The 26,726-nt window shown below is 69.6% G+C and carries 26 protein-coding genes and 1 pseudogene; 4 read left to right on the plus strand and 23 right to left on the minus strand.

The window, feature by feature from the left end:
* The first annotated feature begins 43 nt into the window (after positions 1-43).
* Positions 44-661 carry a class I SAM-dependent methyltransferase gene (locus tag B3G12_RS00110; RefSeq protein WP_144942249.1) on the plus strand — a complete coding sequence of 206 codons (618 nt, stop codon included), beginning with the start codon at positions 44-46 and terminating at the stop codon, positions 659-661.
* Positions 662-841: 180 nt separating this feature from the next.
* On the opposite strand, the gene dapF is transcribed toward B3G12_RS00110, so the two are convergent.
* The 17 genes from dapF to rpsO all read right to left on the minus strand — a co-directional run bounded on the left by dapF (position 842) and on the right by rpsO (position 20,113).
* On the minus strand, positions 842-1,786 hold the full coding sequence (dapF, locus tag B3G12_RS00115) for a diaminopimelate epimerase (RefSeq protein ID WP_144942250.1): 945 nt from the start codon (positions 1,784-1,786) through the stop codon (positions 842-844).
* Positions 1,787-1,791: 5 nt separating this feature from the next.
* On the minus strand, positions 1,792-2,739 hold the full coding sequence (miaA, locus tag B3G12_RS00120; protein WP_144942443.1) for a tRNA (adenosine(37)-N6)-dimethylallyltransferase MiaA: 948 nt from the start codon (positions 2,737-2,739) through the stop codon (positions 1,792-1,794).
* 39 nt (positions 2,740-2,778) lie between these two features.
* Complete coding sequence (gene miaB, locus B3G12_RS00125; protein WP_244944785.1) at positions 2,779-4,317, minus strand: tRNA (N6-isopentenyl adenosine(37)-C2)-methylthiotransferase MiaB; 1,539 nt, start codon at positions 4,315-4,317, stop codon at positions 2,779-2,781.
* A gap of 130 nt (positions 4,318-4,447) precedes the next feature.
* Positions 4,448-5,248, minus strand: a complete 801-nt coding sequence (locus B3G12_RS00130; protein ID WP_222126489.1) for a regulatory protein RecX — start codon at positions 5,246-5,248, stop codon at positions 4,448-4,450.
* Positions 5,249-5,265: 17 nt separating this feature from the next.
* Positions 5,266-6,411 carry a recombinase RecA gene (gene recA / locus B3G12_RS00135; RefSeq protein WP_144942251.1) on the minus strand — a complete coding sequence of 382 codons (1,146 nt, stop codon included), beginning with the start codon at positions 6,409-6,411 and terminating at the stop codon, positions 5,266-5,268.
* Positions 6,412-6,576: 165 nt separating this feature from the next.
* Positions 6,577-6,798, minus strand: a complete 222-nt coding sequence (locus B3G12_RS00140) for a DUF3046 domain-containing protein (protein WP_144942445.1) — start codon at positions 6,796-6,798, stop codon at positions 6,577-6,579.
* A 202-nt stretch (positions 6,799-7,000) separates the two neighbouring features.
* A complete protein-coding gene (locus B3G12_RS00145) occupies positions 7,001-7,426 on the minus strand; it encodes a helix-turn-helix domain-containing protein (RefSeq protein ID WP_144942252.1) in 426 nt (141 codons plus the stop codon).
* Positions 7,427-7,580: 154 nt separating this feature from the next.
* Positions 7,581-8,150 (minus strand): CinA family protein, encoded by a 570-nt coding sequence (locus B3G12_RS00150; protein WP_244944760.1) that lies wholly within the window; start codon positions 8,148-8,150, stop codon positions 7,581-7,583.
* Positions 8,147-8,779 (minus strand): CDP-diacylglycerol--glycerol-3-phosphate 3-phosphatidyltransferase, encoded by a 633-nt coding sequence (gene pgsA, locus B3G12_RS00155; protein ID WP_144942253.1) that lies wholly within the window; start codon positions 8,777-8,779, stop codon positions 8,147-8,149. The genes B3G12_RS00150 and pgsA overlap by 4 nt, the downstream gene beginning before the upstream one ends.
* Positions 8,776-11,739, minus strand: a complete 2,964-nt coding sequence (locus tag B3G12_RS00160; RefSeq protein ID WP_144942254.1) for an FtsK/SpoIIIE family DNA translocase — start codon at positions 11,737-11,739, stop codon at positions 8,776-8,778. The genes pgsA and B3G12_RS00160 overlap by 4 nt, the downstream gene beginning before the upstream one ends.
* Before the next feature lie 84 nt (positions 11,740-11,823).
* A complete protein-coding gene (locus B3G12_RS00165) occupies positions 11,824-13,518 on the minus strand; it encodes a ribonuclease J (protein ID WP_144942255.1) in 1,695 nt (564 codons plus the stop codon).
* Positions 13,519-13,533: 15 nt separating this feature from the next.
* Positions 13,534-14,469, minus strand: coding sequence for a 4-hydroxy-tetrahydrodipicolinate synthase (gene dapA / locus B3G12_RS00170; protein ID WP_144942256.1), 936 nt, complete (start codon positions 14,467-14,469; stop codon positions 13,534-13,536).
* Between the two features lie 9 nt (positions 14,470-14,478).
* Positions 14,479-15,114, minus strand: a complete 636-nt coding sequence (locus B3G12_RS00175; RefSeq protein WP_144942257.1) for a hypothetical protein — start codon at positions 15,112-15,114, stop codon at positions 14,479-14,481.
* Positions 15,111-15,869 carry a 4-hydroxy-tetrahydrodipicolinate reductase gene (gene dapB, locus B3G12_RS00180; protein WP_144942258.1) on the minus strand — a complete coding sequence of 253 codons (759 nt, stop codon included), beginning with the start codon at positions 15,867-15,869 and terminating at the stop codon, positions 15,111-15,113. Before dapB ends, B3G12_RS00175 begins: the two co-directional genes overlap by 4 nt.
* A 16-nt stretch (positions 15,870-15,885) precedes the next feature.
* Positions 15,886-17,289, minus strand: coding sequence for a M16 family metallopeptidase (locus B3G12_RS00185; protein WP_126874824.1), 1,404 nt, complete (start codon positions 17,287-17,289; stop codon positions 15,886-15,888).
* Positions 17,290-17,310: 21 nt separating this feature from the next.
* Positions 17,311-19,566 carry a polyribonucleotide nucleotidyltransferase gene (locus B3G12_RS00190; RefSeq protein WP_290498506.1) on the minus strand — a complete coding sequence of 752 codons (2,256 nt, stop codon included), beginning with the start codon at positions 19,564-19,566 and terminating at the stop codon, positions 17,311-17,313.
* Positions 19,567-19,843: 277 nt separating this feature from the next.
* Positions 19,844-20,113 carry a 30S ribosomal protein S15 gene (gene rpsO, locus B3G12_RS00195; RefSeq protein ID WP_055083941.1) on the minus strand — a complete coding sequence of 90 codons (270 nt, stop codon included), beginning with the start codon at positions 20,111-20,113 and terminating at the stop codon, positions 19,844-19,846.
* Between the two features lie 192 nt (positions 20,114-20,305).
* Here rpsO and B3G12_RS00200 point away from each other — a divergent pair, with 192 nt between their 5' ends.
* From B3G12_RS00200 to B3G12_RS00210, 3 genes are all read left to right on the plus strand, one after another.
* On the plus strand, positions 20,306-20,764 hold the full coding sequence (locus B3G12_RS00200; RefSeq protein ID WP_290498509.1) for an S-ribosylhomocysteine lyase: 459 nt from the start codon (positions 20,306-20,308) through the stop codon (positions 20,762-20,764).
* Positions 20,761-21,498 (plus strand): 5'-methylthioadenosine/S-adenosylhomocysteine nucleosidase, encoded by a 738-nt coding sequence (mtnN, locus tag B3G12_RS00205; RefSeq protein WP_260983331.1) that lies wholly within the window; start codon positions 20,761-20,763, stop codon positions 21,496-21,498. The genes B3G12_RS00200 and mtnN overlap by 4 nt, the downstream gene beginning before the upstream one ends.
* A 137-nt stretch (positions 21,499-21,635) precedes the next feature.
* A complete protein-coding gene (locus B3G12_RS00210; RefSeq protein ID WP_144942263.1) occupies positions 21,636-22,508 on the plus strand; it encodes an aldo/keto reductase in 873 nt (290 codons plus the stop codon).
* Between the two features lie 26 nt (positions 22,509-22,534).
* On the opposite strand, the gene B3G12_RS00215 is transcribed toward B3G12_RS00210, so the two are convergent.
* From B3G12_RS00215 to B3G12_RS00240, 6 genes and pseudogenes are all read right to left on the minus strand, one after another.
* Positions 22,535-23,548 carry a bifunctional riboflavin kinase/FAD synthetase gene (locus B3G12_RS00215; protein ID WP_144942264.1) on the minus strand — a complete coding sequence of 338 codons (1,014 nt, stop codon included), beginning with the start codon at positions 23,546-23,548 and terminating at the stop codon, positions 22,535-22,537.
* Between the two features lie 45 nt (positions 23,549-23,593).
* Entirely contained in the window at positions 23,594-24,061 is a 468-nt protein-coding gene (locus B3G12_RS00220) for a hypothetical protein (protein WP_290498512.1), read from the minus strand.
* A 79-nt stretch (positions 24,062-24,140) separates the two neighbouring features.
* Positions 24,141-24,512, minus strand: a complete 372-nt coding sequence (locus B3G12_RS00225; protein ID WP_144942266.1) for a hypothetical protein — start codon at positions 24,510-24,512, stop codon at positions 24,141-24,143.
* A complete protein-coding gene (gene truB / locus B3G12_RS00230) occupies positions 24,512-25,561 on the minus strand; it encodes a tRNA pseudouridine(55) synthase TruB (protein ID WP_414672712.1) in 1,050 nt (349 codons plus the stop codon). Before truB ends, B3G12_RS00225 begins: the two co-directional genes overlap by 1 nt.
* 5 nt (positions 25,562-25,566) lie before the next feature.
* The gene (gene rbfA, locus B3G12_RS00235) at positions 25,567-26,031 is read right to left on the minus strand and encodes a 30S ribosome-binding factor RbfA (protein WP_290498517.1); all 465 of its coding nucleotides are present in this window, start codon (positions 26,029-26,031) and stop codon (positions 25,567-25,569) included.
* Positions 26,032-26,231: 200 nt separating this feature from the next.
* Positions 26,232-26,726, minus strand: a pseudogene (locus B3G12_RS00240) (translation initiation factor IF-2); the annotation flags it as partial.

Here is a 26,726-nt window from a genome sequence, read left to right on the forward strand (position 1 = left end):
CCGGGCACCGACACACCCCGGGCGGGCACTACCATGTGGAGCCATGACCCCCGAGCCCGCCGCGCAGCACTACTTCGTTTCCGACCCGGCCGTGGCACAGAAGCCGCGCCGGATCACAGCGGAGCTGAGGGGACGCACCGTGGAGGTAGGCACCGACGCGGGAGTCTTCTCCCCCGGGGCGCTGGACAAGGGAACGGCGGCACTGCTGCGCAACGTCCCGGATCCCCAGGGGCGATCCTTCCTCGACATCGGTTGCGGCTGGGGCCCACTGACCATCGCGCTGGCCCAGGCCGACCCGGAGGCGAGCGTCACGGCCGTGGACGTCAACGAGCGTAGCCTCGCCCTGACCGCGGCCAACGCGCAGGGACTGGGCCTCACGGGCGTGCAGACCTTCCTTCCCGAGGACGTCCCCGCAGAGCTGACCTTCGACACCATCTGGTCCAACCCGCCCATCCGGGTGGGCAAGGACGCCCTGCACCAGATCCTCTCCCAGTGGCTGCCCCGGCTCGCTCCCGGCGGCACCGCGTGGCTCGTGGTGCAGAAGAACCTCGGCGGGGACACTCTCCAGCGCTGGTTGCGGGAAACCCTGCCGGAGGATTTCCACGTGCGCCGCGCGGCCACGGACAAGGGCTTCCGGATCATTGCGGTGGAAAGGGACTGACCCCGCGCGGCCTGGCCCCACGTGTGCGGTCAGGAGCAGGCGATGGCGCGCAGTGCGTCCGGGCCCTGGCGTGGTCCCGTGCGGGCAGGTGGGTGGGTGGGCAGCAAGTACAGCCACCCACCGGACCGCGGCACGCACGGCCAAGGAACGCCCGGCGACGCCGCGCGGCCACCCCGCGCCTCACACAAGTTCGGCGGTGGCCACCACTCGCACCGGGCCGGCCAGCACCACGTGCTCCGTGCCGTCCGGGGCCGGGACGAAGGTGACCGAGAGCACTCCCCCGGGAACCCGCACGAACCAGCGGTCCGGTGAGTCCTGCCCGCCCCAGAAGCGCGTGGCGGCCGCGGCGGCGCACGCACCCGTGCCGCACGAATAGGTCTCCCCGACCCCGCGCTCGTGCACGCGCATCTCGATGCGGCCCACGGCGTCGTCGTCGTGCTCCAGGGGCACCACGAACTCCACGTTCGTGCCGTCTCCCGGCGCCGGGTCCACGACCGGCGCAGTGTGCAGGTCCAGGGCGTCCAGCTTCTCTCCCTCGGACAGCGCGACGACCGTGTGCGGGTTGCCCATGCTCAGCGAGATCCCCGGGCGCTGGACTGTGAGGCCCGAGACCGAGACCAGACAGTCGGAACCACGCTCACGAGCGGCGTCACCGTGCTCGAAGCTCCAGGGACCCATGTCCACCGCGTACCCGTCCGCGGTGCGCGCGACGCTGCGGACGCCCGCCCGGGTGCCGATCCGAAGCCGGGCTCCGCGTGGCAGGGTGACGAGGCCCTCCCGCACCAGATGGTCCACGAAGACGCGCACGCCGTTGCCGCACATCTGCGCGACCGAGCCGTCCCCGTTGCGGTAGTCCATGAACCACTCGACGTTCGGCGACCGCTCGGCGAGCCGACGGCCCTCCGGCACGTGCTCGGCACGCACGGCACGGATGAGGCCGTCCCCGCCGAGTCCCAGATGCCGGTCGCACACCGCGGCCACCGTGTCCGCAGAGACGTCCAGCGAGCCGTCCAGGTCCGTGAAGACCACGAAGTCGTTGCCCGTGCCGTGCGCCTTGCTGACGCGCACTCCCGCCAGTTCCCGCCAGTGCGCGGCGCCGCCCGTTGCCTCACTTGTTTCCGTCATGCCCGTCATCCTACTGACCGCGCAGCACGGCCCGCGCGGTCCGCGAGCTCGTCCACCCCGCCGGGGGTGGCGGCGTCGAGCCAGTGGACCCGCGAGTCGGCGCCGAACCACGTGCGCTGCCGCTTGGTGAACCGGCGCGTCGCCACCACAGTCTGCTCGCGCGCCTGCTCGAGGTCGAGGGTGCCGTCCAGCACGGCCAGCAGCTGCGGATACCCCAGGGCCCTGCCCGCTGTAGGGCTCTCCCGCAGCCCCCGTGCCTCCAGGGCACGCACCTCCTCAAGCCAGCCGCGCTCGAGCATGACGTCCACACGGCGGGCCAGGCGCTCGGCGAGCACCTCCCGGTCCATGCCCAGGCCCACCTGGACGGTGGGCCGCACGTAGTGCCGACGCGGCATGAAGGACGTGAACGGTCGGCCCGTGAGCTCGTGGACCTCGAGCGCCCGGACCAGCCGCCGCTCGTCCTTGACCCGAGCGGCAGACTCCGGGTCCACGGCGGCCAGCCGTTCCAGCAGGGGTGCCCGCCCGTGCCGGGCCAGCTCCGCCTCGAGACGCGCACGGATGCCGGCGTCAGTGCCGGGGAACTCGATGTCGTCGAGCACCGCGCGGACGTAGAGACCGGAACCTCCCACGAGGACCGGCACGCGGCCCCGGCCGACAATCTCCGTGATGGCACGGCGGGCCTCACGCTGGAACGCGGCGACGGAGGCCTCCTCGTGGATCTCCAGGACGTCCAGCAGATGGTGCGGCACCCCGCCCCGTTCCTCGGGCGGGAGCTTGGCCGTGCCGATGTCCATTCCCCGGTAGAGCTGCAGGGCGTCCGCATTGACGACCTCCCCGTCCAGCCGGTGGGCCAGGGCAATGCCGAGGTCCGACTTCCCTGTGCCGGTGGGACCCACGACGGCTACGAGCGGCGGGCCGTCCGGGCCTCGTCCTGGCGCATCCGGCTGCTTCACGACGTCGGGGCCCGCCTGTCCGTCCACTGCCGGCACGGCTCAGGGTCTCCGCAGGGACGGCATGCCGAGGCCCACTGGCCCCGGTGCCCCGGACGACGAAGGCGCGGCGCAGGACTCGGCCTGCGCCGCCTCCCAGGCGTCCCCACCGCGGGTGCGGCGCAGCTCGTACTCGGAGACGTCACGGGGATCCGCGAGCAGGTGGTAGGCCGCTGCGCTCGTCACGGGGACGCTCACGACGTCCCCCGGCCTCGGCTGGGGTGCGCCCTCCGGCACACTGAAGTGGACCAGGCGCTGGTCACGGCCCCTGCCCGAGAGCCGGTGGGTGCTCTGCGCCTTGCGGCCCGACTGTGCGCTCACGAGGACCTCCGCGCGGGAACCGACCAGCTCACGGTTCAGGCGGGCACTGATCTCGTCCTGCAGCGCCGTGAGACGCTCGAAGCGCTCCTGCACAACGGCCGCGGGCACCTGGTCGGTCATCTCTGCCGCGGGGGTGCCGGGGCGCACCGAGTACTGGAACGTGAATGCCGAGGAGAACTCGGAGGCGGCCACCACGTCCAGCGTGTCCTGGAAGTCCTGCTCCGTCTCCCCGGGGAAGCCCACGATGATGTCCGTGGTGATGGCCGCGCCAGGAATGCTCGCGCGGACACGTTCCAGGATCCCCAGGAACTTCTTCGAGCGGTAGGAGCGGCGCATGTTTTTCAGGATGCGGTCCGAACCGGACTGCAGCGGCATGTGCAGCTGCGGCATCACGTTGGGAGTCTCGACCATGGCGTCGATCACGTCATCCGTGAACGCCGCCGGGTGCGGACTCGTGAACCGCACGCGTTCCAGCCCCTCGATCTCCCCGCACGCGCGCAGCAGCTTGGCGAACGCGCCGCGGTCTCCGAACTCGACGCCGTAGGAGTTCACGTTCTGCCCGAGCAGCGTCACCTCCACCGCACCGGAGTCCACCAGGGCCTGCACCTCGGCAAGGATGTCCCCGGGACGGCGGTCCTTCTCCTTGCCGCGCAGCTGCGGGACGATGCAGAACGTGCACGTGTTGTTGCACCCCACGGAGATCGACACCCATCCGGCGTAGGCCTGCTCGCGCTTGGTGGGAAGCGCAGAGGGGAACGTCTCCAGAGACTCGAGGATCTCCACCTGGGCCTGCTCGTTGTGACGGGCCCGTTGCAGCAGCACCGGCAGAGAGCCGATGTTGTGCGTGCCGAAGACCACGTCCACCCACGGTGCCTTCTCCACGATCGTGGCGCGGTCCTTCTGGGCCAGACAACCGCCCACGGCGATCTGCAGCCGGTCGTTGCGACGCTTCACCGGTGCGAGCTGACCGAGCTGGCCATAGAGCTTGTTGTCCGCGTTCTCCCGCACCGCGCACGTGTTGAAGACGACCAGGTCCGGCTCCCGGCCCACGGCCGGAACGTAGCCGGCGGTCTCCAGCAGACCGGTGATGCGCTCGGAGTCGTGGGCGTTCATCTGGCACCCCAGGGTGCGCACCTCGTAGGTCGGCGCAGCCTCGCGGGCGTCGAACGCTTTGTACGGGGCGGAGGGCTGGAGGGGTTGCGGCTGAACCGACCGGGGCATCTGAGTCACCCCCTCATTTTAGGGATCGGGTCAAATTCTCCCCCGGTGGCGTCAGTCAGCTCCGGCGGTGGCGAGATGCGGGCCAGTAACTGCACCGGGCGTGCCCTCAGCACCTCGGCACCTTAGCGGCTCAGGGGGTGTCCCACACGTCCGCGCCGTCCAGGTCCGGCCGTTCTTCCCCGGCTCCCGCCGATCCGAGGTCCGCCAGCTCCTCCTTCACAACGGCGAACGCGAGCCCCGGTGCGTACCCCTTCCGGCCGAGCATGCTCACCAGCCTGCGGGTGAGCTTCTCGTACTCTTTGCGGTCGCTCGGATCCAGGGTAGCTGGGAGCTTCTTGCGGACGAGTTCGTGGGCGTCCCGGAGCTCGTCCTCGTCCGAGCGCTGGTCCAGGGCCTGCTCCGCGATCTCACCGATGATCCCCCGGTGCGAGAGTTCACGGCGCAGCGCTGACCGGGACAGGCGCCGGGTCTCAGCCCGCGAACGGACGAACATCGCCGCAAAAGCGCGGTCGTCCACGAGGTTGACCTCTTCGAGGCGGTCCAGCACCTCCCCGGCGACGTCGTCCGGGATGTCCTTGTCCGCCAGTTTGTCCTCCAGCTGGCGCCGTGACTTCGCCGATGCCGTCAGCTGACGCAGCACGATCGACCGGGCGCGCTCGCGCACCCCGAGGTCTTCCCCGCCGTGTGCTTCACCGGTGGAGGTTTCTGATCCGCCCTCAGGGACCAGCGCCGGCCCCTCCCCCGGCTCGGCGTGGTGCTGCGCCACGGGAGGAACCGCGAACAGCGCGTGCCCCGAGGAGGCGGGTTCGGGGAGCGCGTTCCCCGACGGGGTGGAGTCGGCCGCGGACCGCGACGCGGACGCCGCCGCCGGGCCACGGCGAGATGCCGTGGCCCGGCGGCGGCGGGCATCGTAGCGTGACGAGTCACTCATGGGTGCGGTCCCTCACCTCAGAAGGCGGGAAGCTCCGTGTCGTCCTTTTGGGGAGCGAAGGGCGCGCCAGGGTCCAGGTCCTGGCCGACGTCCTCCAGTGCGTCCGCATCCTGTGACGCCTCGTCCGGATCCTCGGTGATGCCAAGCTTCACCAGGATCTTGCGCTCGATCTCCTGGGCGAGTTCCGGGTTGTCCTTGAGGAATCGGCGGGAGTTCTCCTTGCCCTGCCCCAGCTGGTCGCCCTCGTAGGTGAACCACGCACCGGACTTCTTGACGATCCCGTGCTCCACCCCCATGTCGATCAGACCGCCCTCGATGGAGATCCCCTGGCCGTAGAGGATGTCGAACTCGGCCTGCTTGAACGGCGGGGCCATCTTATTCTTGACGATCTTGGCGCGCGTGCGGTTGCCCACGGGGTTGGCACCATCCTTGAGCGTCTCGATGCGGCGGACGTCCACGCGTACGGACGCGTAGAACTTCAGCGCCTTGCCACCCGTGGTGGTCTCCGGCGAGCCGAAGAAGACGCCGATCTTCTCGCGCAGCTGGTTGATGAAGATGGCCGTGGTGTTGGTGTGGGACAGCCGCCCCGTGATCTTGCGCAGCGCCTGGGACATGAGGCGGGCCTGCAGACCGACGTGGCTGTCACCCATCTCGCCCTCGATCTCCGCCTTGGGCACGAGGGCCGCCACGGAGTCGATCACGATGATGTCGATGGAACCGGAGCCCACCAGCATGTCCATGATCTCGAGCGCCTGCTCGCCGGTGTCCGGCTGGGAGACCAGCAGGTTGTCCGTGTCCACGCCGAGCTTCTCCGCGTAGGCGGGATCCAGGGCGTGCTCGGCGTCGATGAACGCGGCGATGCCGCCAGCCTTCTGAACGCTGGCGACCGCGTGCAGGGCCACGGTGGTCTTACCGGAGGATTCCGGGCCGTAGATCTCCACGACGCGGCCCCGGGGGAACCCGCCAATGCCCAGCGCGACGTCCAGTGCGATGGATCCGGTGGGGATGGTTTCGATCTTCGTAGCGGGACGGTCACCCAGCCGCATGACCGAGCCCTTACCGTAGTTCTTGTCGATCTGGGAGAGCACGGTGTCCAGTGCCTTCTCACGATCAGAGCCGGCCACCTGAGAGGGTGCGGGTGCACCCTTGGACTTGGCTGCCATGTTTCACCTCTGGTTCTCGGGGGCCGGTGTGGCCCTGATGATGTCTTCGCAGTCCACGGTATAGCGGGGGTCCGACACCCATAAGAGACCGGTGCCGGGTGTGGAGTACGCGCGACCGGGTTCGAATATACCTTCGAATCCGGTGCGGTGCACGTCGGCCCGCCCTCACCGCCGCGGAGGCTGGTCCGGCCCCCACCACCGGGACTGCGGCACCTCCTGCGCGCGGCACACCGCGAACCACACGGTCTTGGGGTCCTCCCCCGCCTCGAGCGCCTCGCTCGCCGTGCGGTCCCCCAGCTCGGACAGCACGAGGTCCCGCGCCAGCACCCTGCAGTAGGCTGCCCCGAACTCGTGGGCCATGAGTTCCCAGAACGCACTCACTCGCATGCTCGTCACCTCCTCCTCGTCGTGGTCTCTTCCCCGCGAACCACCCGGGCACGTGCCCTCGGTCGGCTGACCCTCCCGAATCGCACGGCACGATTCCACGGGCCGGACCCGCACACGACACGGACCCGCCCGAGGGCGGGTCCGTTCGTGTGTTCCCAAGTCCCCTGGCCGGAGGCGAGCACCTCCCGCGCCAGGGGTTCTCTCAACGCGCGCTCGCGGCGCTGCCGCCGCGCAGCTGGCGCATCTCCCGGGTGAACTCCTCCGTCATCTCCGACGGCACGGTGTCCGGGATGAAGTTGCCCTCCGCGTAGGCGAGCCGGTCAGCGACCTCGCGCAGCATCTGGGACATGGGGATCTCCAGGGCCGTGCAGATCGAGGCAAGCAACTCCGAGGACGCTTCCTTCTGGCCGCGCTCCACCTCGCTGAGGTATCCCAGGGAGACGCGGGCGCTGTGCGAGACCTCGCGCAGCGTGCGCCCCTGGCGCTGGCGGACGTTGCGCAACACCTCTCCGATCTCCTGGCGCAGAACGCCCACCTTCATCTCGTGGGTCTCCGCGTGAGTTTCATCGGCCACACCCACGTCCTTCCAACGGACGACACCATTGACAGACACGGGTTGCTTCGTCATGTGAATTGCCTACTCCTCGTACGAACGAACGGGGCCTCTCCGCACCATCCCGGCTGCGGTGGATTCCAGAGAACTTGAGCCCGACTGGCTCAATACTCCGACTGTCATAACGTGCTTGCATGTTCAATTGTTCCCTGCGGCCGCCCGAAAAGCACTATGCGTTGGCTGTGAAAGCAATTTGAGTCGTCAGTATGTCGATCGCACGTGCCACGGTGGCGGCCCGGATACCCGTTCGGTCACCCGTGAGGGTGAGGCGGTGCGAGGAGTCGCCCGTGGGACCGCTGACGCCCACGAACACCGTGCCCACGGGGTGGCCGTCGTGTGGTTCCGGCCCGGCGACGCCGGTGGTCGACACCGCCCAGTCCACACCGAGGGCCTCGCGCGCCCCGCGCGCCATGGCGGCAGCGACGTCCGCGTCCACCGCCCCCACACGCTCCAGCAGCTCGCGGGACACCCCCAGCACATGCTCCTTGACGGCGTGCGAGTAGCTCACCACGGCGCCCTCGAAGCACGACGACGCCCCGGCGACCGTGACGATCTCCGACGCCACCGCACCTCCCGTGAGGGACTCTGCCGTGCCCACCGTGATACCGAGGCGCGTGGCGAGCGTGACCAGCCCCGCGGCGTCGTGCCCGCAGACACTGCTGTCCCGCCCGGACAGGACAGTGTTGTCACCAGCCGCAGCGGCGTCGTTGCCCGGGGCGGACGGCACCGAGCCGCTCACTCGCCCTCTCCCCTGACCGCGCGGTTGCGCAGCTGCACGGCCTTTACGACGTAGTCCACACCGGTGACCACGGTGGCGAGCAGTGCCAGAGCCGTCAGCAGCCACGCGAGCCACAGCCACCACTGGCCCACGAACGGGGCGAGGGGAAGCAGCAGCGCGATCAGGGCCGCGGTCTGCAGCACGGTCTTGGTCTTGCCACCCTTGGACGCCGCCATGACCCCGTAGCGAATCACGACAAAGCGCATGACGGTAATGCCCCACTCGCGCACCAGGATGACGATGGTCACCCACCACCACAGCTCCCCGAGCATCGAGAGCACCACGAACGCCGCTCCCGTGAGCAGCTTGTCCGCGATGGGGTCCGCGATCTTGCCGAAGCTCGTGATGAGGTTGCGGGCACGCGCGATGTCCCCGTCCAGCTTGTCGGTGAGCATCGCCAGCCCGAAGGTCACGACCGCGGCCCACCGCATGGCCATGGAGTCCTCGCCGTGTGTGCCCCCGGCCACCAGGAACCACACGAAGAACGGCACCATCACGATGCGCAGCGCGGTCAGTGCGTTCGGCAGGTTCCAGTTCGAAGCCCTGGGGGCAGGGTCACCCTGGGGCGTTACGTCGTGGTTTGTGGTCATCGTCCCGTCAGCTCCCATGCGTCCTCGGATTCATCGGACCCGTCGTGGTAGTCGTGTGCAACATCGGCAAGCGAGGCCTCGACCGGGTCCTCACCGTAGTCGACCGAGCCGTTCACCGCACCGGCTCCCGCGGTTCCCGCGGCCTCCTGCGCTGTCCCGCCACCGGCCGGCGGCTCCTCCCCGCGGATCAGTGCCAGGGTGGCCGCGAGGTCGTCCGGCTTGACCAGCACGTCCCGGGCCTTGGAGCCCTCGGAGGCGCCGACGACGCCGCGGGACTCCAGCAAATCCATGAGCCGCCCGGCCTTGGCGAAGCCCACGCGCAGCTTGCGCTGCAGCATGGATGTGGAGCCGAACTGCGTGGTGATGATCAGTTCCGCGGCCTGCAGCAGGACGTCGAGATCGTCCCCGATGTCCTCGTCAATGGCCTTCTTGGGTGCCTCCTGCACGACGTCGTCCCGGTAGTGCGCGGACATCTGGGACTTCACGTGCTCCACGACCTTGTGGATTTCGGACTCGGAGACCCACGCGCCCTGCACGCGCATGGGCTTCGAGGCGCCCATGGGCAGGAAGAGGGCGTCTCCCTGGCCGATGAGCTTCTCCGCACCGGGCTGGTCCAGAACCACGCGCGAATCCGTGACCGATGACGTCGCGAAGGCCATGCGGGAGGGCACGTTCGCCTTGATCAGGCCCGTGACCACGTCCACCGAGGGGCGCTGGGTGGCGAGCACCAGGTGGATGCCCGCGGCACGGGCGAGCTGGGTGATGCGCACGATGGCATCCTCGACGTCCCGTGGGGCGACCATCATGAGGTCCGCGAGCTCGTCCACGATCACCAGCAGGTACGGGTAGGGCCGGATGGTCCGCTTGGAGCCGGGCTCCGGTTGGACCTTGCCGTTGCGCACGGCCTTGTTGAAGTCGTCGATGTGCTTGTACCCGAAGTGGGAGAGGTCGTCGTAGCGCGCATCCATCTCCCGCACGACCCACTGCAGGGCCTCGGCGGCCTTTTTGGGGTTCGTGATGATCGGGGTGATCAGGTGCGGCACGCCCTCGTACGCGGTGAGCTCAACGCGCTTGGGATCCACCATGACCAGGCGCACCTCGTCCGGGGTGGAACGCATCAGGATGGAGACGATCATCGAGTTCACGAACGAGGACTTGCCCGCCCCTGTGGCACCAGCCACGAGCATGTGCGGCATCTTGGCCAGGTTCGCGAGCACGAAGCCACCCTCGACGTCCTTGCCCACACCCATGATCATGGGGTGCTCGGACGTGCGGGCCTTCTGCGAGCGCAGCACATCGCCCAGCGCCACGGTCTCGCGGTCCGTGTTCGGGATCTCGATACCGATCGCGGACTTGCCCGGGATGGGCGAGAGGATGCGGACGTCCGCCGAGGCCACGGCGTAGGCGATGTTCTTGGACAGGGCGGTGACGCGCTCCACCTTGGTGCCGGATCCCAGCTCGATCTCGTAGCGGGTGACCGTGGGGCCGCGGGAGAAGCCCGTGACCTCGGCGTCCACCTTGAACTGCTGCAGCACGTTGGTCAGCGCGGCGACCACCTGGTCGTTTGCCTCGGAGCGCTCCTTCGCCGGGGGCCCCTGCACGAGGTCCGCGACCGGAGGCAGGCTGTAGGCGACGTCGCCCTGCAGCTTCAGCTGCTCGGAGCGGGCGGGGATCGGAGTGCTGGGCGTGTGGGTGCGGGTCGCGACGTCGTGGGAGCCTCCGGGCTCGTGGACGTCCGTGGTGTCGTCCAGCGCGGCGAGGGCCGGGGCGTCCGACGCCGCGGCGGTGTCCCCGGCCGGCGCGATGCCCTGCTCCTCGCGCAGCTTCTGGGCCTCGCGCTGGGAGCGGGTGGGCCGCTTCTCACCGGGGCGCAGCGCGGGCTCGGGGCTCGGCACCGAGTCGGTGGACTGGAGGTCCGCGGCGTCCGCGGTCTTGGCCTTCGTGGCGGTGGCGCGGGCCCTCGAAGAGCCGCCCTTGCGGGGAGCGCTCGAGCCCAGGTCGAACACGCTCGTGGCGTGTGCTCCCTTCGCCTCGCGGCGGTTGGCCTCGTCGACCACAGCGCGTTCAAAGGCCTCGTCCCCGTCGTAGCGGTCGAGGTCCTCGCGCTCCCGACGACGCCGCGAGCGCGCCGTGCGGGCGGAACGCGCCGTGCTCGCGGGGTCCAGGTAGGAGCGGTCATGCTGCGGGGCGGAGAGGTCCGTGCTGCGCGGCTCCGTCTGGCCCGTGAGCCTGCGGTAGAGCAGGTGCAGCCGGGGCCCGATCTCCCCCACGGGCGTCGCGGTCATGACGAGCAGCGCCAGCACGGCGAGCGCCACGAGGACCACGAGCGCGCCCCACGGGGTGATGAGAGATGACAGCGGGTCCGCCGCGAGGAAGCCCACGAAGCCCCCGGCGCTCCATACCGCCTCGAAGCCGTCTCCCAGGGAGGGCGAGCCGCCCGCAATGTGGGCGGTTCCCGCTCCGGCGACCGTCAGCGCGAGCAGTCCGATGGCGATGCGGTTGTTGGCCTGGGTGGCCTCGGGGTGGCGGAAGATCCGCACGGCGAAGCAGAAGCAGAAGATGGGCAGCACCAGGGCCATGAACCCGAAAGTCCCGCCCACCACGGCGTGTGCCCAGGACGAGGGAACAGCCACGGCGGCGAAGTCCACGCCGCGCAGGTTCCACCATTCGAGCGCGGCGATCAGCACTGCGAGCACGAGCCACACAAGGGCCCCACCGTCACGGCGCTGCTCGGGGGCGATGTCCGTGCGCAGGGTGCCTACGCGACGTACCGCGGCACCCACCACGTGTCCGACGCCCGACCACGCGTTCACAATCCCCCGCAGGGCACCCGGGGCTGCCGAGGAGGTCTTGGCCGTGCCGCGGGCCGGGGTCTTCCTGCCATTCTTGGGGGATCCCGAGGACTTCGCGGACCGGGTGGCGGTCTTCGCGGAGCGCGCGGGGGAAGTTCGTGACGCCATGCTTCCAGGGTACCCGGACGGACAGCGGCCCGCCCGGAGTGCATGTCGGGCGGGCCGCTGGAGCTGGGTGGTGGGGCCGTGGGCTCAGGCCTCGACGACCACCGGGACGATCATGGGCTTGCGGCGCAGCTTTCGCGAGACCCAGGAGCCCACCGTTCGGCGCACGATCTGCTGGAGCTGGTGGGAGGTGTGGTTCTTCCCGCTCTCCCCCAATGCCTCCTCCAGCGCGGCGGCGATCTTCGGACGGATCTCGTTGAAGACCTTGTCCTCCTCCGCGACGCCGCGGGCGTGGATGTCCGGGCCGGAGACAATCTTGCCGGTGTCCCGGTTCACCACCGTGACCACAGAGATGAAGCCCTCTTCACCCAGCGTCATGCGGTCCTTGAGGTCGGCCTCGGTGATCTCTCCCACCGAGGAGCCGTCCACGTAGATGAACCCGCACTCCACCTGACCGGTGATCTTGGAGGCCCCGTTGTGCATGTCCACCACGGTGCCGTTCTCCGCGAGGATTACGCGGTCCTCCGGGACACCGGTCTCCTTGGCGAGGTCACCGTTGGCAATCAGGTGGCGGACCTCACCGTGAACGGGCATGACGTACTCGGGCTCCACGATGTTGTAGCAGTACAGCAGCTCGCCCGCCCCGGCGTGGCCTGAGACGTGCACCTTCGCGTTGCCCTTGTGCACCACGTGGGCCCCCAGGCGCATGAGCCCGTTGATCACGCGGAACACAGAGTTCTCGTTGCCCGGGATCAGGGACGAGGCCAGGATGACGGTGTCGCCCTCGTTGACCTGTACCTTGTGGTCCCCGTTGGCCATGCGGGACAGCGCGGCCATGGGCTCGCCCTGGGAACCCGTGCACATGATGACCAGCTTGTCGTCCGGGTAGTCCGCGACCTTCTTCTGGTCCACGAGCACGTTCGGCGGGACGTCCAGGTAGCCGAGCTTCTCTGCGATCGTCATGTTGCGGATCATGGAGCGGCCCATCAGGGCCACCTTGCGACCGTTGGCCACCGCGGCGTCGAGCACCTGCTGGACACGGTGCACGTGCGAGGAGAAGGAAGCCACGATCACTCGCTGCTTGGCGCGGGAGACCACGTCCGTGAGGACGGGGCCGATGGCCTTCTCCGACGCGATGAATCCGGGGACCTCAGCGTTGGTCGAGTCGGTGAGGAACAGGTCCACACCCTCCTCGCCGAGCCGCGCGAAGTGACGCAGGTCCGTGATGCGCCCGTCGAGGGGCAGCTGGTCCATCTTGAAGTCGCCCGTGTGCAGCACCGTCCCGGCCTTGGTGCGCAGGAACACGGCCAAGGCGTCCGGGATGGAGTGGTTCACCGCGACGAACTCGCACTCGAACTCGCCCAGCTTCTCCACCTGCCCCTCGCGCACGGCCATGGTGAAGGGCTTGATGCGGTGCTCCTGCAGCTTGGCCTCGATCAGCGCGAGAGTCAGCTGCGAGCCCAGGATGGGAATGTCCGGGCGCCGCTTGAGCAGGTACGGGACGGCGCCGATGTGGTCCTCGTGGCCGTGCGTGAGCACGATCGCCACGATGTCGTCCAGGCGGTCCCGGAGGTAGTTGATGTCCGGCAGGATCAGGTCAACACCGGGCTGCGTCTCCTCGGGGAAGAGCACGCCGCAGTCGACCACGAGCAGCTGCCCGTTGATCTCGAACACGGTCATGTTCCGGCCGACCTCGCCGAGCCCGCCCAGCGGAATGACACGCAGGGTGTCCTTCGCCAGTGCGGGGGGCTTGACAAGGTCAGCGGTGTTCCATTGGGTCATGAGACCCCTTTCGTCTCAGTCGGTCAAAGTGTTCGCAGCCACCGACGTGCTCAGATCCGCACGGATCTGCTCCAGCTCGGCCTGCGTGGGTGCCACGTGCGGAAGCCGCACCGTGTTGTTCGGCAGGCGACCCTGCCACTGAAGAATGGTCTTGGCGGCCACCGCACCCGGCACGCGGGTCATCGTGGCGCGCACGAGCGGGAGCAGCTCTTCGTTGATCTGCCGAGCGGTTTCGAGGTCCGATCCCAGGGCCGCGTCCACCAGGCGTCGGTAGCGGGGGGTGTCCACGTGAGTGGTCACGCCGACGAGCCCGGCGGCACCGAGCGCGATCCACGGCAGGGTGAGACCGTCGTCGCCCGAGTAGAAGACGAGGTCCGTCTCCGCCATTACGCGCGCGGCGGCCATGAAGTCCGCCTTGGCGTCCTTGACGGCGACGATGTTGGGGTGCGAGGCGAGCGCGATCATGGTCTCGGGCTCGATCGGCACACCGGAGCGGCCCGGGATGTCGTAGATCATGATCGGCGTGTCCACCGAGTCCGCGAGGGAGCGGAAGTGGGCCTCGATCCCGGCCTGCGTGGGCTTGTTGTAGTACGGGGTGACCACGAGCAGCCCGTCCATCCCGATCTTCTGGGCCTCCAGGCACAGGTACCGGGAGTGCTCGGTGTCGTTGGAACCGGTGCCCCCGAGCAGGGGAACGCGCGATCCCACGGCTTCCTTGACGGCCCGGAAGACCGAGAGGTTCTCCTCGTCGGTCATCGTGGAGTACTCGCCGGTGGTGCCGCAGACCACCAGACCGTCGCAGCCGCCGTCCACGAGCTCCTCCGCCAGGCGCGCCGTGCTCTCGAGGTCTACGGCGCCGTCCTCGTGGAAGACGGTGATCATTGCGGTGAGCAGGGTCCCGAACATGGGCGCGGGGCGGTCGGTCGGCACAGGGGTGCTGTGTTCAGTCATGGTCACAGGTTACCGCCCAGAGCCGACGAGCACCGCCTCGGGGTCTGCCCCGCCGTGCAGGGCGATGGCTGTGCGCATCGCACCGCGCGCGCGACGACCGTCGCCGCTGGCCGAGTAGGCCAGGCTCAGTCGGTACCAGCCGCCCCAGTCCTGGGGACGTGCCTCAACCTCACGGCGGACGACGTCGAACCGCTCGTCCGCGGCCTCGCGCACGTAGCGCCCCGAGGGTGTTCGCGGCAGGTCGTCCGCGGGAAGCTCACCCCTGGCCGCGAGCTCGCGTCCGAGGCGCTGCGTGCGGGCGCCAAAGACGATCTCGCGCACCATCGCCCACGCCCCCACCGCGGGGATCACGAGCATGGCCACCCCGAGCAGCTTTGCGATCCACCCGTCGCTGTCGAGCAGCAGCACGGCCCGATGGAAGGAGAGCCCCAGGTAGAGGGTGAGCAGTGCCACCATCAGCGCCGCGAGGATCCGGCCCCTGGACCCGACCTCGAGCACTGTGAAGACTCCCGCGAGGGCGAGCATCGCGATCAGCCACGTCTTGGACCCCGCGGAGACGGGAAGCAGCAGCACCGTGAGCACGAGCAGCGCAATCACGGCGGCGCTCCACCAGCGCAACCCTCCCCGGCGGCCCGCGGAGTTCACAGGCCCAAGTCCATGTAGCCGTCGAGGCCCACGGTGAGACCGGGGTGCTCCGCGACCGAGCGCACGCCCAGGAGCACGCCGGTCATGAACGAGACGCGGTCGAACGAGTCGTGGCGCAGCGTCAGCTGCTCACCGGTGTTGCCGAGCAGGGTCTCCTGGTGCGCCACAAGTCCCTGCAGTCGCACGGAGTGGACGTGCACGCCTGCCACGTCCGCACCGCGCGCACCGAACGGATCCGACTCCGTCGCGTCCGGGGACGATCCTCGCCCCGCGCGCTCGCGGGAGCGGGCGACGAGTTCGGCCGTTCGGCTTGCGGTGCCCGACGGCGCGTCGAGCTTGCGCGGGTGGTGCAGCTCCACGATTTCCACGGACTCGAAGAACGCCGCTGCCAGCTCGGAGAACTTCATGGCGAGCACCGCACCCACGGCGAAGTTCGGGGCGATCAGCACACCTGTGCCCGACGCCTCCGCGAGCTGCTCCCGCAGCTGCGCCAAGGCATCGTCGTCCCAACCCGTGGTGCCCACGACGGCGTGGAGACCATGGGCCACGGCGAAGCGCACGTTCTCCCGCGTGGCGCTCGGAACCGTGAGGTCCACGACCACCTGTGCCCCGGCGTCCACGATCTCCTGGAGGTCGTCCCCGCGGCCGAGCGCAGCCACGAGCTCCAGGTCCGGTGCATCCTCGACGGCGCGCACCGCCTCGGAGCCCATGCGCCCGTTTCGGCCCAGTACGGCAACCTTGATCCGGTCGTTCATGTCCCTACCACCTTTCTCAGTCCTGCGATTCCGACGCGCCCGGGCCGACCACGGTGCGCACCGTGGCGTCCTGCCCCAGCTGCGCCGCGAGCTGCTGCACGTCCTGGGACGTGACGGCGCGGATCCGGCGCAGCGACTCGTCCACGTCCATGAAGTACCCGGTCTTCAGCTCCGCCGAACCCAGCCGGGACATCCGGGAACCTGTGTCCTCCAGCGCGAGCACCGTGGCCCCGCTGACCTGGCCCTCGACCTTCGCGAGCTCCGCGGCGTCCATGCCGTCCTGGGCCAGACGGTCCAGCTCTTCCCGCATGAGCCGGCTCACCTGCTCCACCCGCTCCCGCGTGCACCCGGCGTACATGCCGAAGAACCCGGCGTCCGAGTACGAGCCGGAGAACGAGAACGTGGAGTACGCCAGGCCCTTCTGCTCGCGGATCGTGTGGAACAGCCGTGAGGACATTCCCCCTCCCAGCGCCGCGTTGAGCACGGTCATGGTGAAGCGGCGCCCGTCCCCCACGGGCAGCCCGGAGCCGCCCAGGACCACGTGCGCCTGCTCCACCGGTCGTTCGAACGTGTGCGTGCCCACCAGGGGCCTGGGCTGCGCCACCAGGGTGCGACGCCGCGCACCGGCCGCCGCGGGCTCGTCCGGGTCCCAGCCCGCACGCACCAGCGACTCCCGCACCAGCCGCACCACGTTCTCGTGCTCCAGCCCGCCTGCCACCGTGACCACGAGGTTCTCAGGACGGTAGGCCCCGCGGTAGTGGCGCCACACGGCGTCGCGCGTGACACTGCGGATCTCCTCCGGCGTGCCGGCGATCGGCCGCGCGAGCGCGGAGCCGTGGAGCACCTCGGCGTTGAACTGCTCGAACGCGAAGTCCATGGGGTCGTCGCGGTCCATGGCGATCTCCTCGAGGATCACACCGCGCTCGCGGTCGAACTCCTCGGGGTCGAGCACCGCCCCGGTGAACATGTCTGCCAGGACGTCCACCGCCATGGGCAGCTGGTCGGACAGCACCCGTGCGTGGTAGCACGTGTGCTCGTGGGATGTGAATGCGTTGGACTCCCCACCCACCCGGTCGAACGCCTCCGCGATCTCCAGGGCGCTGCGTCGGGACGTGCCCTTGAACAGCAGGTGCTCCAGGAAGTGGGTGGAGCCGAGCATGCCCGGGGCCTCGTCCCGCGAGCCCAGGCTCACCCAGAAGCCCACGGACACCGAGCGCTGCCCGGGCATCCGCTCTGTCAGCACACGGGTGCCGCACGGCAGAACCGTACGGGTGATCACGTCACCCTCGGCGTCGTCGTGCACCACGTGCGTGAAGCCGCGGCCGGGGTCCGGGGTTGGGGATGCCCGAAGGCGGGCGTCCGCGCCGGAGTCGAGCTCCGACGGGTCGCCCGCCTTCAGGGGTAGGTCGACGACAGTCATCGAGTACCGGAGGCCCCCCGCTCAGTTCTCGTCGTCGGTGTCGGCCGGTGCGTCGGAACCGGCGACGACGGGCGAGAGCGAGAGCTTGCCGCGGTCGTCCACCTTGGTGATCTCCACTTGGACCTTCTGGCCCACGGCCAGGACGTCGTCCACCTCGTTGACGCGCCTGTCGTCGTTGAGCTTGCGCATCTCGGAGATGTGCAGCAGACCGTCCTTGCCCGGGGTCAGGGAGATGAACGCACCGAAGGTGGTGGTCTTCACGACCGTGCCCAGGTAGCGCTCCCCCACCTCGGGGACCTGCGGGTTAGCGATCGCGTTGATCGCGGAACGCGCGGCCTCCGCGGACGGACCATCGGTGGCCCCGATGTACACCGTGCCGTCGTCCTCGATGGAGATGTCCGTGCCGGTGTCCTCCTGGATCTGGTTGATCATCTTGCCCTTGGGGCCGATGACCTCGCCGATCTTGGAGACGGGGACCGTCACCGAGATCACGCGCGGCGCGAACTCACTCATCTCGTCCGGGGCGTCGATCGCGGACGTCAGCACGTCCAGGATGTACAGCCGGGCCTCACGGGCCTGGGTCAGCGCGGACGCGAGCACGGAGGCGGGGATGCCGTCGAGCTTGGTGTCCAGCTGGATGGCCGTGACGAACTCCGAGGTGCCAGCCACCTTGAAGTCCATGTCGCCGAGCGCGTCCTCCGCACCCAGGATGTCGGTCAGGGCCGCGTACTGGACTTCGCCGTCCACGGTGTCGGAGACCAGACCCATGGCGATGCCCGCCACCGGGGCGCGCAGCGGCACACCGGCGTTGAACAGCGACAGCGTGGCGGCGCAGACCGAGCCCATGGAGGTGGAGCCGTTGGAGCCCAGTGCCTCCGAGACCTGGCGGATCGCGTACGGGAACTCCTCGCGCGTGGGCAGCACGGGGGTGATCGCGCGCTCGGCGAGGGCGCCGTGGCCGATCTCGCGGCGCTTGGGCGAACCCACTCGACCGGTCTCGCCCGTGGAGTACGGCGGGAAGTTGTAGTGGTGGATGTAGCGCTTGTGCTTCACCGGGGACAGCGAGTCGATCTGCTGCTCCAGCTTGAGCATGTTCAGCGTGGTGACACCCAGGATCTGGGTCTCGCCGCGCTCGAACAGTGCGGAGCCGTGCACTCGCGGCAGCACGTCCACCTCGGCGCTGAGCTCACGGATGTCCGTGAGGCCGCGGCCGTCGATGCGCACGCCGTCCTTCAGGATCCGCTGGCGCACGGTCTGCTTGGTGAGCGCCTGGTAGGCGCCGTTGATCTCGTCCGCGCGGCCCTCGAAGGCCTTGCCCTCGCCGGCGAGCTCCGCCAGGGTGTCCCGGTGCAGCTCGTCGGTGGCGGCCTCGCGCTCCTGCTTGCCGGCGATCGAGTAGACCTGCGCCATGCGCTCGCCCACGAAGTTCTTCACGGCCTCGGCGGCGTCGTCGCCGAAGCCCCCGAAGCGCGGCAGCTCCATCTCGGGCTTCTTGTTGCGGGCCGCGAGGTCCGCCTGCGCGTCGCACAGGGCCTTGATGAACGGCTTGGAGGCCTCGAGGCCCTCGGCCACGAGCTCCTCGGTGGGGGCGACGGCCCCCTGGCCCTTGACGAGCTCCCACGCGTTGTCGGTGGCCTCCGCCTCGACCATCATGATCGCGACGTCCTCACCGCCGTCCTTGGTGGTCACCACGCGGCCGGCGACCGCCATGTCGAACACGGCGTTCTCCAGCTGGGAGTGCTTGGGGAACGCGATCCACTGGTGGCCGCCGTTCTCCTCGGCCATCAGTGCCATGCGCACACCGCCCACCGGACCCTGGAAGGGCATGCCGGACAGCGTGGTGGACATGGACGCGGCGTTGATCGCCACGGTGTCGTAGATCTCGTCCGGCGCGATGGACATGACCGTGACGACAACCTGCACCTCGTTGCGCAGGCCCTTGCCGAACGCGGGGCGCAGCGGGCGGTCGATCAGACGGCACGTGAGGATCGCGTCCGTGGACGGACGGCCCTCGCGGCGGAAGAAGGAACCGGGGATGCGGCCGGCGGCGTACATCCGCTCCTCCACGTCCACGGTCAGCGGGAAGAAGTCGAAGCCCTCCCGGGGGTGCTTGCCCACGGCCGTGGCCGAGAGCATCGAGGTCTCCTCGTCGATGTAGACCATGGCGGAGCCGGCGGCCTGACGGGCGAGACGCCCGGTTTCGAAGCGCACGACGCGCTTTCCGTAGGAGCCGTTGTCGATCACGGCTTCTGCACTCTGGATCTCGGGACCCTCCAAGGGTCACCTCCTGTTTCCTAGGTGGTACGCGCCCCGCGCGACACACCGGTCTTCGATCGAGGCGCTCGCAGCGCGGTGCGTTGCGAAGGCCACTGTCGAGGACCGCGACATGCTGCGCGGACGCGAGGGAGTTTTCGTGGTGCGGGTGCGGTCCCGGGGTTCCGGGTGCGTCCCAGTGGGGGCCACCGTGAGGTGGCCCGTGGCAGTGCTCGTCACGAGCAGAGCCGGGGGTGGTGGTTCCCCGCCCTCGGGGAGCGCGGGGAACCTCCGGGTCACATCACTTGCGCAGGCCGAGGCGCTCAATGAGCGCACGGTAGCGGGCGATGTCGGTGCGACGCAGGTAATCGAGCATGCGACGGCGGCGACCCACGAGGCCCATGAGGCCACGACGGGTGTGGTGGTCGTGCTTGTGCGTCTTCAGGTGCTCGGTCAGATCGGAGATCCGGCGAGACAGCACGGCAATCTGCACCTCCGGCGAACCGGTGTCACCCTCGTGCGTTGCGTACTCGGTGATGATCTGGTTCTTGATTGCGGCATCAAGTGCCATGGGTAACTCCTCGAGTTAGTACCGTGTCCGCCCGGTGCGTGAGATTCCCGCCCGGGGTCCGGGGCTCGCCCCGGGGCCCGACCACCACGGACCGCAGTCAGACCATTTTCTAGTTTAGCGGACGAGTCAAGCCGGCGCGTCCGCCCCGGTGCGCTCGCTGTGCGTGTCCGCCGGAGCTGGAAGAATGGCCGCATGCAGAAGATGAACGTCGAATCATTCAACCTGGACCACCGCACCGTGGCGGCACCCTACGTGCGGATCGCGGACCGCAAGCAGCTGCCGGGCGGTGACACGCTCGTGAAGTACGACGTCCGGTTCACCCAGCCCAACCAGGGCCACCTGGAGATGCCCGCCGTGCACTCCATCGAGCACCTCACGGCGGAGCACATGCGCAACCACACGGACGCGCTGATCGACTTCTCCCCCATGGGCTGCCAGACCGGTTTCTACGCGCTGATGCTCGGTGTGGAGACCGAGGAGTTCGAGCGGCTGCTGGAGCTCACCTTCCGGGACATCCTGGACGCCACGGAGGTCCCCGCCGCGAACGAGGTGCAGTGCGGATGGGGTCGGAACCACAGCCTGAGCGCGGCGCAGGACGCCGTGCGAGGCTTCCTGGCCGAGCGCGCCCACTGGGACGAGGTCACGCGGTGAGCGACGACGCCGCATCTTTCGCCGCGTGCGTCGGCGCCCCCGCGGTGTTCGTCGCCATGCCCGAGGAGGCCGCCCCGTTCCTGGACGCCGCGACTGCCAGGTGCACCGCGCCCCAGCCGATCGGCACGGCCGAGACGTACGCGCTGGAGCTCGACGGGCGCCCGGTGCTCCTGGTGCGCACCGGGATCGGGCTGGTCAACGCGGCGTCGGCCCTCAGCGCGGTGCTCGAGCTCTTCGACCCCGCCGTGGTGGTCTCCGCCGGTTCGTGCGGCGGGCTGCGCTCGGACGTGAACGTGGGCGACCTCGTGCTCGGCACCGGGTTCCGTTACACGGACGCGGACGCCACCGCCTTCGGCTACGCGCCGGGCCAGGTTCCGGGCATGCCGGCGTCGTACCCGGCGTCTGAGGAACTCGTGGCCGCCGCGAGCGCGCTGCCCGCACCCGAGGGACGCGTTCTGTGGCGCGGCGAGATGCTCTCCGGGGGGTCCTTCGTGACGGCGCAGAACGTGGGCGCCGCCCGCGAGACGTTCCCCGCGGCGCTGAGCACGGACATGGAAACCACCGCGCTCGCACAGGTGTGCCACACGCGGGGCCGTGAGTTTACGGCGCTGCGCAGCGTGTCGGACCTGTGCGGTCCGGCCGCCGGGCAGCAGTTCCACATGGAACTCGACGTCGTGGCGCGCACCAGCGCGGACGCCGTCCTGCACCTGCTGCGGAGCCTGCCCACCGCGTGAGACCGCGAGGCCCGTCAGCAGGTCCCGTCGGTTGGGACGGCGCGAGGTGCGCCGGAGTGTGCGACGGGAGCGTGACCAGCCCCGCGGGATACCCTGCGGTGAGGGCCCACTGTGATGTCAAGGAGAACGAGGAAGAGATGAGCGACGAGAAGACCAAGGACCTCAAGGACGCCGCCCCGGACGTCCCCTGGCACGTGCTTCGGGACGGCAAGCGGATCCCCCAGCTGGGTTTCGGCACCTACCCGATGGACGACGCCGAGGCGGAGACGCTGATCCCGGAGGCTGTCTGGCGCGGGTACCGGTTGATCGACACCGCCGTGAACTACGGCAACGAACGCGGAGTGGGCCAGGGCGTCCGCTACAGCCACATGCCCAGGGAGGAGCTCTTCCTCACGTCCAAGCTGCCGGGCCGGGACCACGGCACGGACTCCGTGCGCCGGTCGCTGGAGGGCACCCTCGAGCGGCTCGGAACCGACTACCTGGACCTCTACCTCATCCACTGGCCCAACCCGGTCCAGGACCGATACGTGCAGACGTGGCAGACCATGCTCGAGGCGCGTGAGGAGGGACTGGTGCGTTCCGTGGGCGTGTCCAACTTCCTGCCCGAGCACCTGCAGCGCCTCGAGCGCGAGTCCGGTGAGATGCCCGTGGTGAACCAGGTGGAGCTGCACCCCCAGTACCAGCAGGAGGCGCTGCGCCGCTTCCACGAGGAGCACCGGATCCTCACCGAGGCGTGGTCCCCGCTGGGCCGCAAGACGGACCTCTTGCAGAGCGAGTGGCTCGAGGAGATCGCCCGCAAGCACGGTCGCAGCCCCGCCCAGGTGGTGCTGCGCTGGCACGTGCAGTCCGGCATCGTGCCGATCCCCAAGTCCTCGAACACGCAGCGCATGGCGGAGAACATCGACGTGTTCGACTGGGAGCTCACCGACGCGCAGATGGAGCGGCTGCGCATGATGCACACCGGGATCAGCGGGTCAGGCTTCGATCCCTCGGTGCACGAGGAGATGTGACCCGGTCGTGAGCGGGGCCGCGGGACTCAGTCCGTTCCGCGGCCCTCTGCGCGCAGGATCTCCCGCGAGCGGCTGACGTCCTCGCGCATCTGCGCGACGAGGGCGTCGACGCCCCGGTAGGCCACCATGCCGCGAAGACGTTCCACGAACTCGACGACCACCGTGGAGCCGTAGAGGTTGAAGTCCTCCACCGTCTCCTCCGGGCGGTCGATTACGTGGGCCTCCACCTGGCGGGAGACACCGTCGAACGTGGGGTTGGAGCCGACCGAGATGGCCGTGGGCCACCGGGTGCCCTCCTCGTCCACGAGCCAGCCGGCGTAGACACCGTCCGCCGGGATGAACCCCGACGCGTCGGGCGCAAGGTTGGCGGTGGGGAAACCGAGTTCGCGTCCCCTCGCGGCGCCGTGGACCACTTCCCCGCGCATGCGGTGGGGTCGTCCGAGCAGCTGCGCGGCCCCACGCACGTCACCGGCGTCAAGGCATGAGCGCACCCAGGTGGAGGAGCAGCGGCGCTCGGCGCGGCGGTCCGCTGGCTGCTCCTGCGGGTCCTCCTCGTCCGGCACGGTGCCACGGACGTCGTCCACGACCACGACCTCGAAGCCGTGTTCCCGGCCGAGCTCGGTGATCGCCCTGAGATCTCCGGTGTTGTCCCGCCCAAGCCGAACGTCCGAGCCGATGACCAGGCACACCGCACCCAGGGGCTTGACGAGGTAGTCGACCACGAACTGCTGCGGGGTCAGCTCGGAAAACTCGAGGCTGTAGGGCAGCACGAGGACGGCGTCCACACCGGTCTCCTCGAGGGCGTCCAGCTTGTCCTCCGGGCCCATGATCAGACCGGGGTGCGAATCGGGCCTGTGCACGAGGGCCGGGTGAGGATCGAAGGTCACGACCACCGAGCGCGCGTGGTGGGACCGGGCGACGTCGAGCAGGCGCGCGAAGACTCGCTGGTGTCCGCGGTGGACACCGTCGAAGTTCCCGATCGTCACCACGGAGGGACCGAAACCGGGGGTGACTTCGTCCAGGCTTCTCCAGCGAATCACAGTTCTCCTCGTCGTTCGTCGAGTGCGGGGCGCACCGTCTAGAGCCTACCGCTCACCGCGGGAGGGCCGCGTCATCCACAGCCACGCGAGGCCCACCACGGGCAGCACGAGCGGCACGTAGCCGTACCCCGCTCCGAAGTCGGACCACACGCTTGCCTTGGGGAACAGCTGCGGTTCGAACATGCTGAGCGCTCCCACGCCCAGGACACCCAGGAGCTCCGCACCCACGGCCCACGTGGCCACTGCGTGCCAGCCGGGACCGGTCTTCGTCAGCGCCACGGTGGCGAGAACGTAGATCGCCGCGGACAGTGTGGAGAGCAGGATGGCCACGGGTGCCATGCTGAACTCGGTGGCCAGCTGGTACAGCGATCGCACACCGGCGGAGAGCGAGAAGATCCCGTACACGACAATCAGCACGTGCCCGAAGCCGGAACTCTTGCGGTCGGTGCGCCGGGTGTGCATCGAACCGCCGAAACGCTTCTGCAGCGTGGAGTGGGAGGACTCGGGGTCCATGGCCGTCCTTTCGTCACGCGGGCGCCGGCCGGCGCCACCGGGGTCAGTGGGGTCAGTGGGGTCGATGGGGTCGATGGGGTCACTGGTAGTACCAGATGAAGTTCATGCGGTAGACCATCACGACCACCACGGGCCCCGCGGCCCCCAGGATCAGCGTGGACCACCGGGAGCGCTCCACGAGAGACCACACGAAGGTTCCCGCCGGGATGAGCAGCGCGGTGAGCAGGTAGCCCCAGTACTCGAGCACGCTGCCGGAGGCGGGCGGGCCGAGCACGGGAAGCAGCAAGGAACCGATCGCGTAGGCGAGCAGGAAACCCTCGAGGAGCAGCACGGAGCCCTGCGAGTAGTCGTCCGGTACGCGTCCGCGCAGGGCCTGCACCACGCACACCAGGCACGAGAGCGCGCCGAGCACCGCGGAGGCCCAGAACCAGCCGTCGTAGCCCCACAGCATCAGGACTTCCCCTCTGAGCCGGGTTCGTTGTTTGTGGAGACCTCGGCGGGATCCGTGAAGGTCACGCCCGCTGCGATGCCGAGCACCGACGTCGCGTAGCGCTTCTCGCCCCGGCCCCGCTCCTCGGCCAGCGCCACCAGGGTTCCGTCCGGGGCAAAGCAGGCGACGACACCATCACCCGAGTCCCCGGAGACGGCCAGGGTTTTCCCCTCGGCGGCGATCCTGCGCCCGTGTGAGAGGTCGGTGGCCTGTACCGCGCTCAGCTCGCGCACGGGGAAGAGGCCGCGTGCCGCGATGTCCAGGGGCACCGTGCTCACCGTGCCCCCGGAGCGGACCTGCTCGGTGAGCTCCTCGAGGGTGTGGGCCTGCTCGAGCGTGAAGGAGCCCACACGCGTGCGGCGCAGCGCCATGAGGTGCCCACCCACCCCGAGCGCCTCGCCCAGGTCCCGTGCCAGGGCGCGGATGTACGTGCCGGAGGTGCAGGTCACCGTGGCAGTGAGGTCCACCGCCGCGGCGTCCGTCGGCCGGGTGACGGTGTGCACCGTGAACTCCCGCACGGTGACGGGACGCGCCGCGAGCTCCACGTCCTCGCCCCTGCGGACCCGGGCGTAGGAGCGCTCGCCGTTGACCTTGATGGCGCTCACAGACGAGGGGACCTGCTGGATCTCACCGGTCAGCTTCCCCACCGCAGCGCGGACCTGCTCCTCCGTGAGGGCCTCGAGCCGCTCTGGCGGGGCCTGGCGCACGACGTCACCCTCGGCGTCGTCGGTGACCGTGGCCGCCCCCAGGCGGATGGTGGTCTCGTAGGTCTTGTCCGCGCCCGTGACGTAGGTGAGCAGCTTGGTGGCCCTCTCGACCCCGAGCACGAGTACGCCCGACGCCGCGGGGTCCAGCGTGCCCGCGTGGCCCACCTTCCGCGTGCCCGCCAGGCGGCGCATCCGTGAGACCACGTCGTGGGAGGTCCAGCCGAGCGGCTTGTCCACGACGACGAGCCCAGCCACCCTCGGGAGAGAGGGTGCCGGGCTCGGAACGTCTTCTCGCGCGGTCACCGGGTTCAGTCCTGCGACCGGCTCTCGGGGGCGACGTCGCCCTGCGCCTCGTCCTCGGAGGTGCGGTAGGCGTCCTCCCCCGCGGCGTACTGTGCACCCACGGCCTGCTCGGCCACGCGGGCGTCCTGCTCCCGGGCGGTGCGCAGCAGCGACTCCAGCCTCGCGGCGTCGGCAGGGATCTCGTCCGCCACGAAGGTCAGCGTGGGCGTGAGGCGAGCCGTGATGTTCTTGCCGACCTCCGCGCGCAGGATGCCCTTCGCGGACTCCAGGGCCCGGGCGGTCTCCTCGCGCTGCGTCTCGTCCCCGTACACGGTGTAGTACACGGTGGCGTGCTGGAGGTCGTTGGTGACGCGGGCGTCCGTGACCGTCACGAAACCGACCCGCGGGTCCTTGATGCGGCGTTCGAGTGCCTGGGCCACGATCACCTTGATGCGATCGGCCAGGCGGGCGGCGCGTGCGGCGTCGGCCATGGTGGTGCTCCTCGTCCTCGGGCGACGCCGCGGCGTCGCACAGTCGTGGGGTGGCCTCGCCAGGGCGGGGCCCACCCGGAACGGTCCGCCCGTGAGGCACGGACCGCGGGACGCGGCCGGGCACCCGGTCACCCGGGCACCCGGCCGCGCGGTTCCGCCCGCCCCCGGACCGGCAGGTCGGGGACGGGAGGGACGACCTGTCAGTCGCGCGGCTTCTCGCGCATCTCCCAGGTCTCGATGATGTCACCCTCGTGGATGTCGTTGAAGGAGCCGAGTCCGATACCGCACTCGTAGCCCTCACGCACCTCGGTGGCGTCATCCTTGAAACGGCGCAGCGAGTCGATGGTGAGGTTGTCCTGCACCACGTTGCCGTCGCGCACCAGGCGGGCCTTGCCGTTGCGGCGCACAACACCCTTGGTGACGTAGGCACCGGCGATGTTGCCCCACTTGGAGGAGCGGAACACCTCGCGGACCTCGGCGGTGCCGAGCTCCACCTCCTCGTACTCCGGCTTCAGCATGCCCTTCAGCGCGCTTTCGACGTCGTCGATCGCGTTGTAGATGACGGAGTAGAACTTCATCTCCACGCCTTCGCGCTCGGCGAGGTCCGTGACGCGCTCCGCGGGACGGACGTTGAAGCCGATGATCACGGCGTTGTCCACCGTGGCCAGGTTCACGTCGTTCTGCGTGATGGCGCC

The organism is Kocuria sp. UBA5001, assembly GCF_002398425.1.
Lineage (GTDB): Bacteria > Actinomycetota > Actinomycetes > Actinomycetales > Micrococcaceae > Kocuria > Kocuria salsicia.

Bases quoted from the DNA above. Each gene is read 5' to 3' on its own strand.
- B3G12_RS00110 (WP_144942249.1), top strand. From the start codon at position 44: ATGACCCCCGAGCCCGCCGCGCAGCACTACTTCGTTTCCGACCCGGCC.
- dapF (WP_144942250.1), bottom strand. From the start codon at position 1,786: ATGACGGAAACAAGTGAGGCAACGGGCGGCGCCGCGCACTGGCGGGAA.
- miaB (WP_244944785.1), bottom strand. From the start codon at position 4,317: ATGCCCCGGTCGGTTCAGCCGCAACCCCTCCAGCCCTCCGCCCCGTAC.
- B3G12_RS00130 (WP_222126489.1), bottom strand. From the start codon at position 5,248: ATGAGTGACTCGTCACGCTACGATGCCCGCCGCCGCCGGGCCACGGCA.
- recA (WP_144942251.1), bottom strand. From the start codon at position 6,411: ATGGCAGCCAAGTCCAAGGGTGCACCCGCACCCTCTCAGGTGGCCGGC.
- B3G12_RS00140 (WP_144942445.1), bottom strand. From the start codon at position 6,798: ATGCGAGTGAGTGCGTTCTGGGAACTCATGGCCCACGAGTTCGGGGCA.
- B3G12_RS00145 (WP_144942252.1), bottom strand. From the start codon at position 7,426: ATGACGAAGCAACCCGTGTCTGTCAATGGTGTCGTCCGTTGGAAGGAC.
- pgsA (WP_144942253.1), bottom strand. From the start codon at position 8,779: ATGACCACAAACCACGACGTAACGCCCCAGGGTGACCCTGCCCCCAGG.
- B3G12_RS00160 (WP_144942254.1), bottom strand. From the start codon at position 11,739: ATGGCGTCACGAACTTCCCCCGCGCGCTCCGCGAAGACCGCCACCCGG.
- B3G12_RS00165 (WP_144942255.1), bottom strand. From the start codon at position 13,518: ATGACCCAATGGAACACCGCTGACCTTGTCAAGCCCCCCGCACTGGCG.
- dapA (WP_144942256.1), bottom strand. From the start codon at position 14,469: ATGACTGAACACAGCACCCCTGTGCCGACCGACCGCCCCGCGCCCATG.
- dapB (WP_144942258.1), bottom strand. From the start codon at position 15,869: ATGAACGACCGGATCAAGGTTGCCGTACTGGGCCGAAACGGGCGCATG.
- B3G12_RS00185 (WP_126874824.1), bottom strand. From the start codon at position 17,289: ATGACTGTCGTCGACCTACCCCTGAAGGCGGGCGACCCGTCGGAGCTC.
- rpsO (WP_055083941.1), bottom strand. From the start codon at position 20,113: ATGGCACTTGATGCCGCAATCAAGAACCAGATCATCACCGAGTACGCA.
- B3G12_RS00200 (WP_290498509.1), top strand. From the start codon at position 20,306: ATGCAGAAGATGAACGTCGAATCATTCAACCTGGACCACCGCACCGTG.
- B3G12_RS00210 (WP_144942263.1), top strand. From the start codon at position 21,636: ATGAGCGACGAGAAGACCAAGGACCTCAAGGACGCCGCCCCGGACGTC.
- B3G12_RS00220 (WP_290498512.1), bottom strand. From the start codon at position 24,061: ATGGACCCCGAGTCCTCCCACTCCACGCTGCAGAAGCGTTTCGGCGGT.
- B3G12_RS00225 (WP_144942266.1), bottom strand. From the start codon at position 24,512: ATGCTGTGGGGCTACGACGGCTGGTTCTGGGCCTCCGCGGTGCTCGGC.
- rbfA (WP_290498517.1), bottom strand. From the start codon at position 26,031: ATGGCCGACGCCGCACGCGCCGCCCGCCTGGCCGATCGCATCAAGGTG.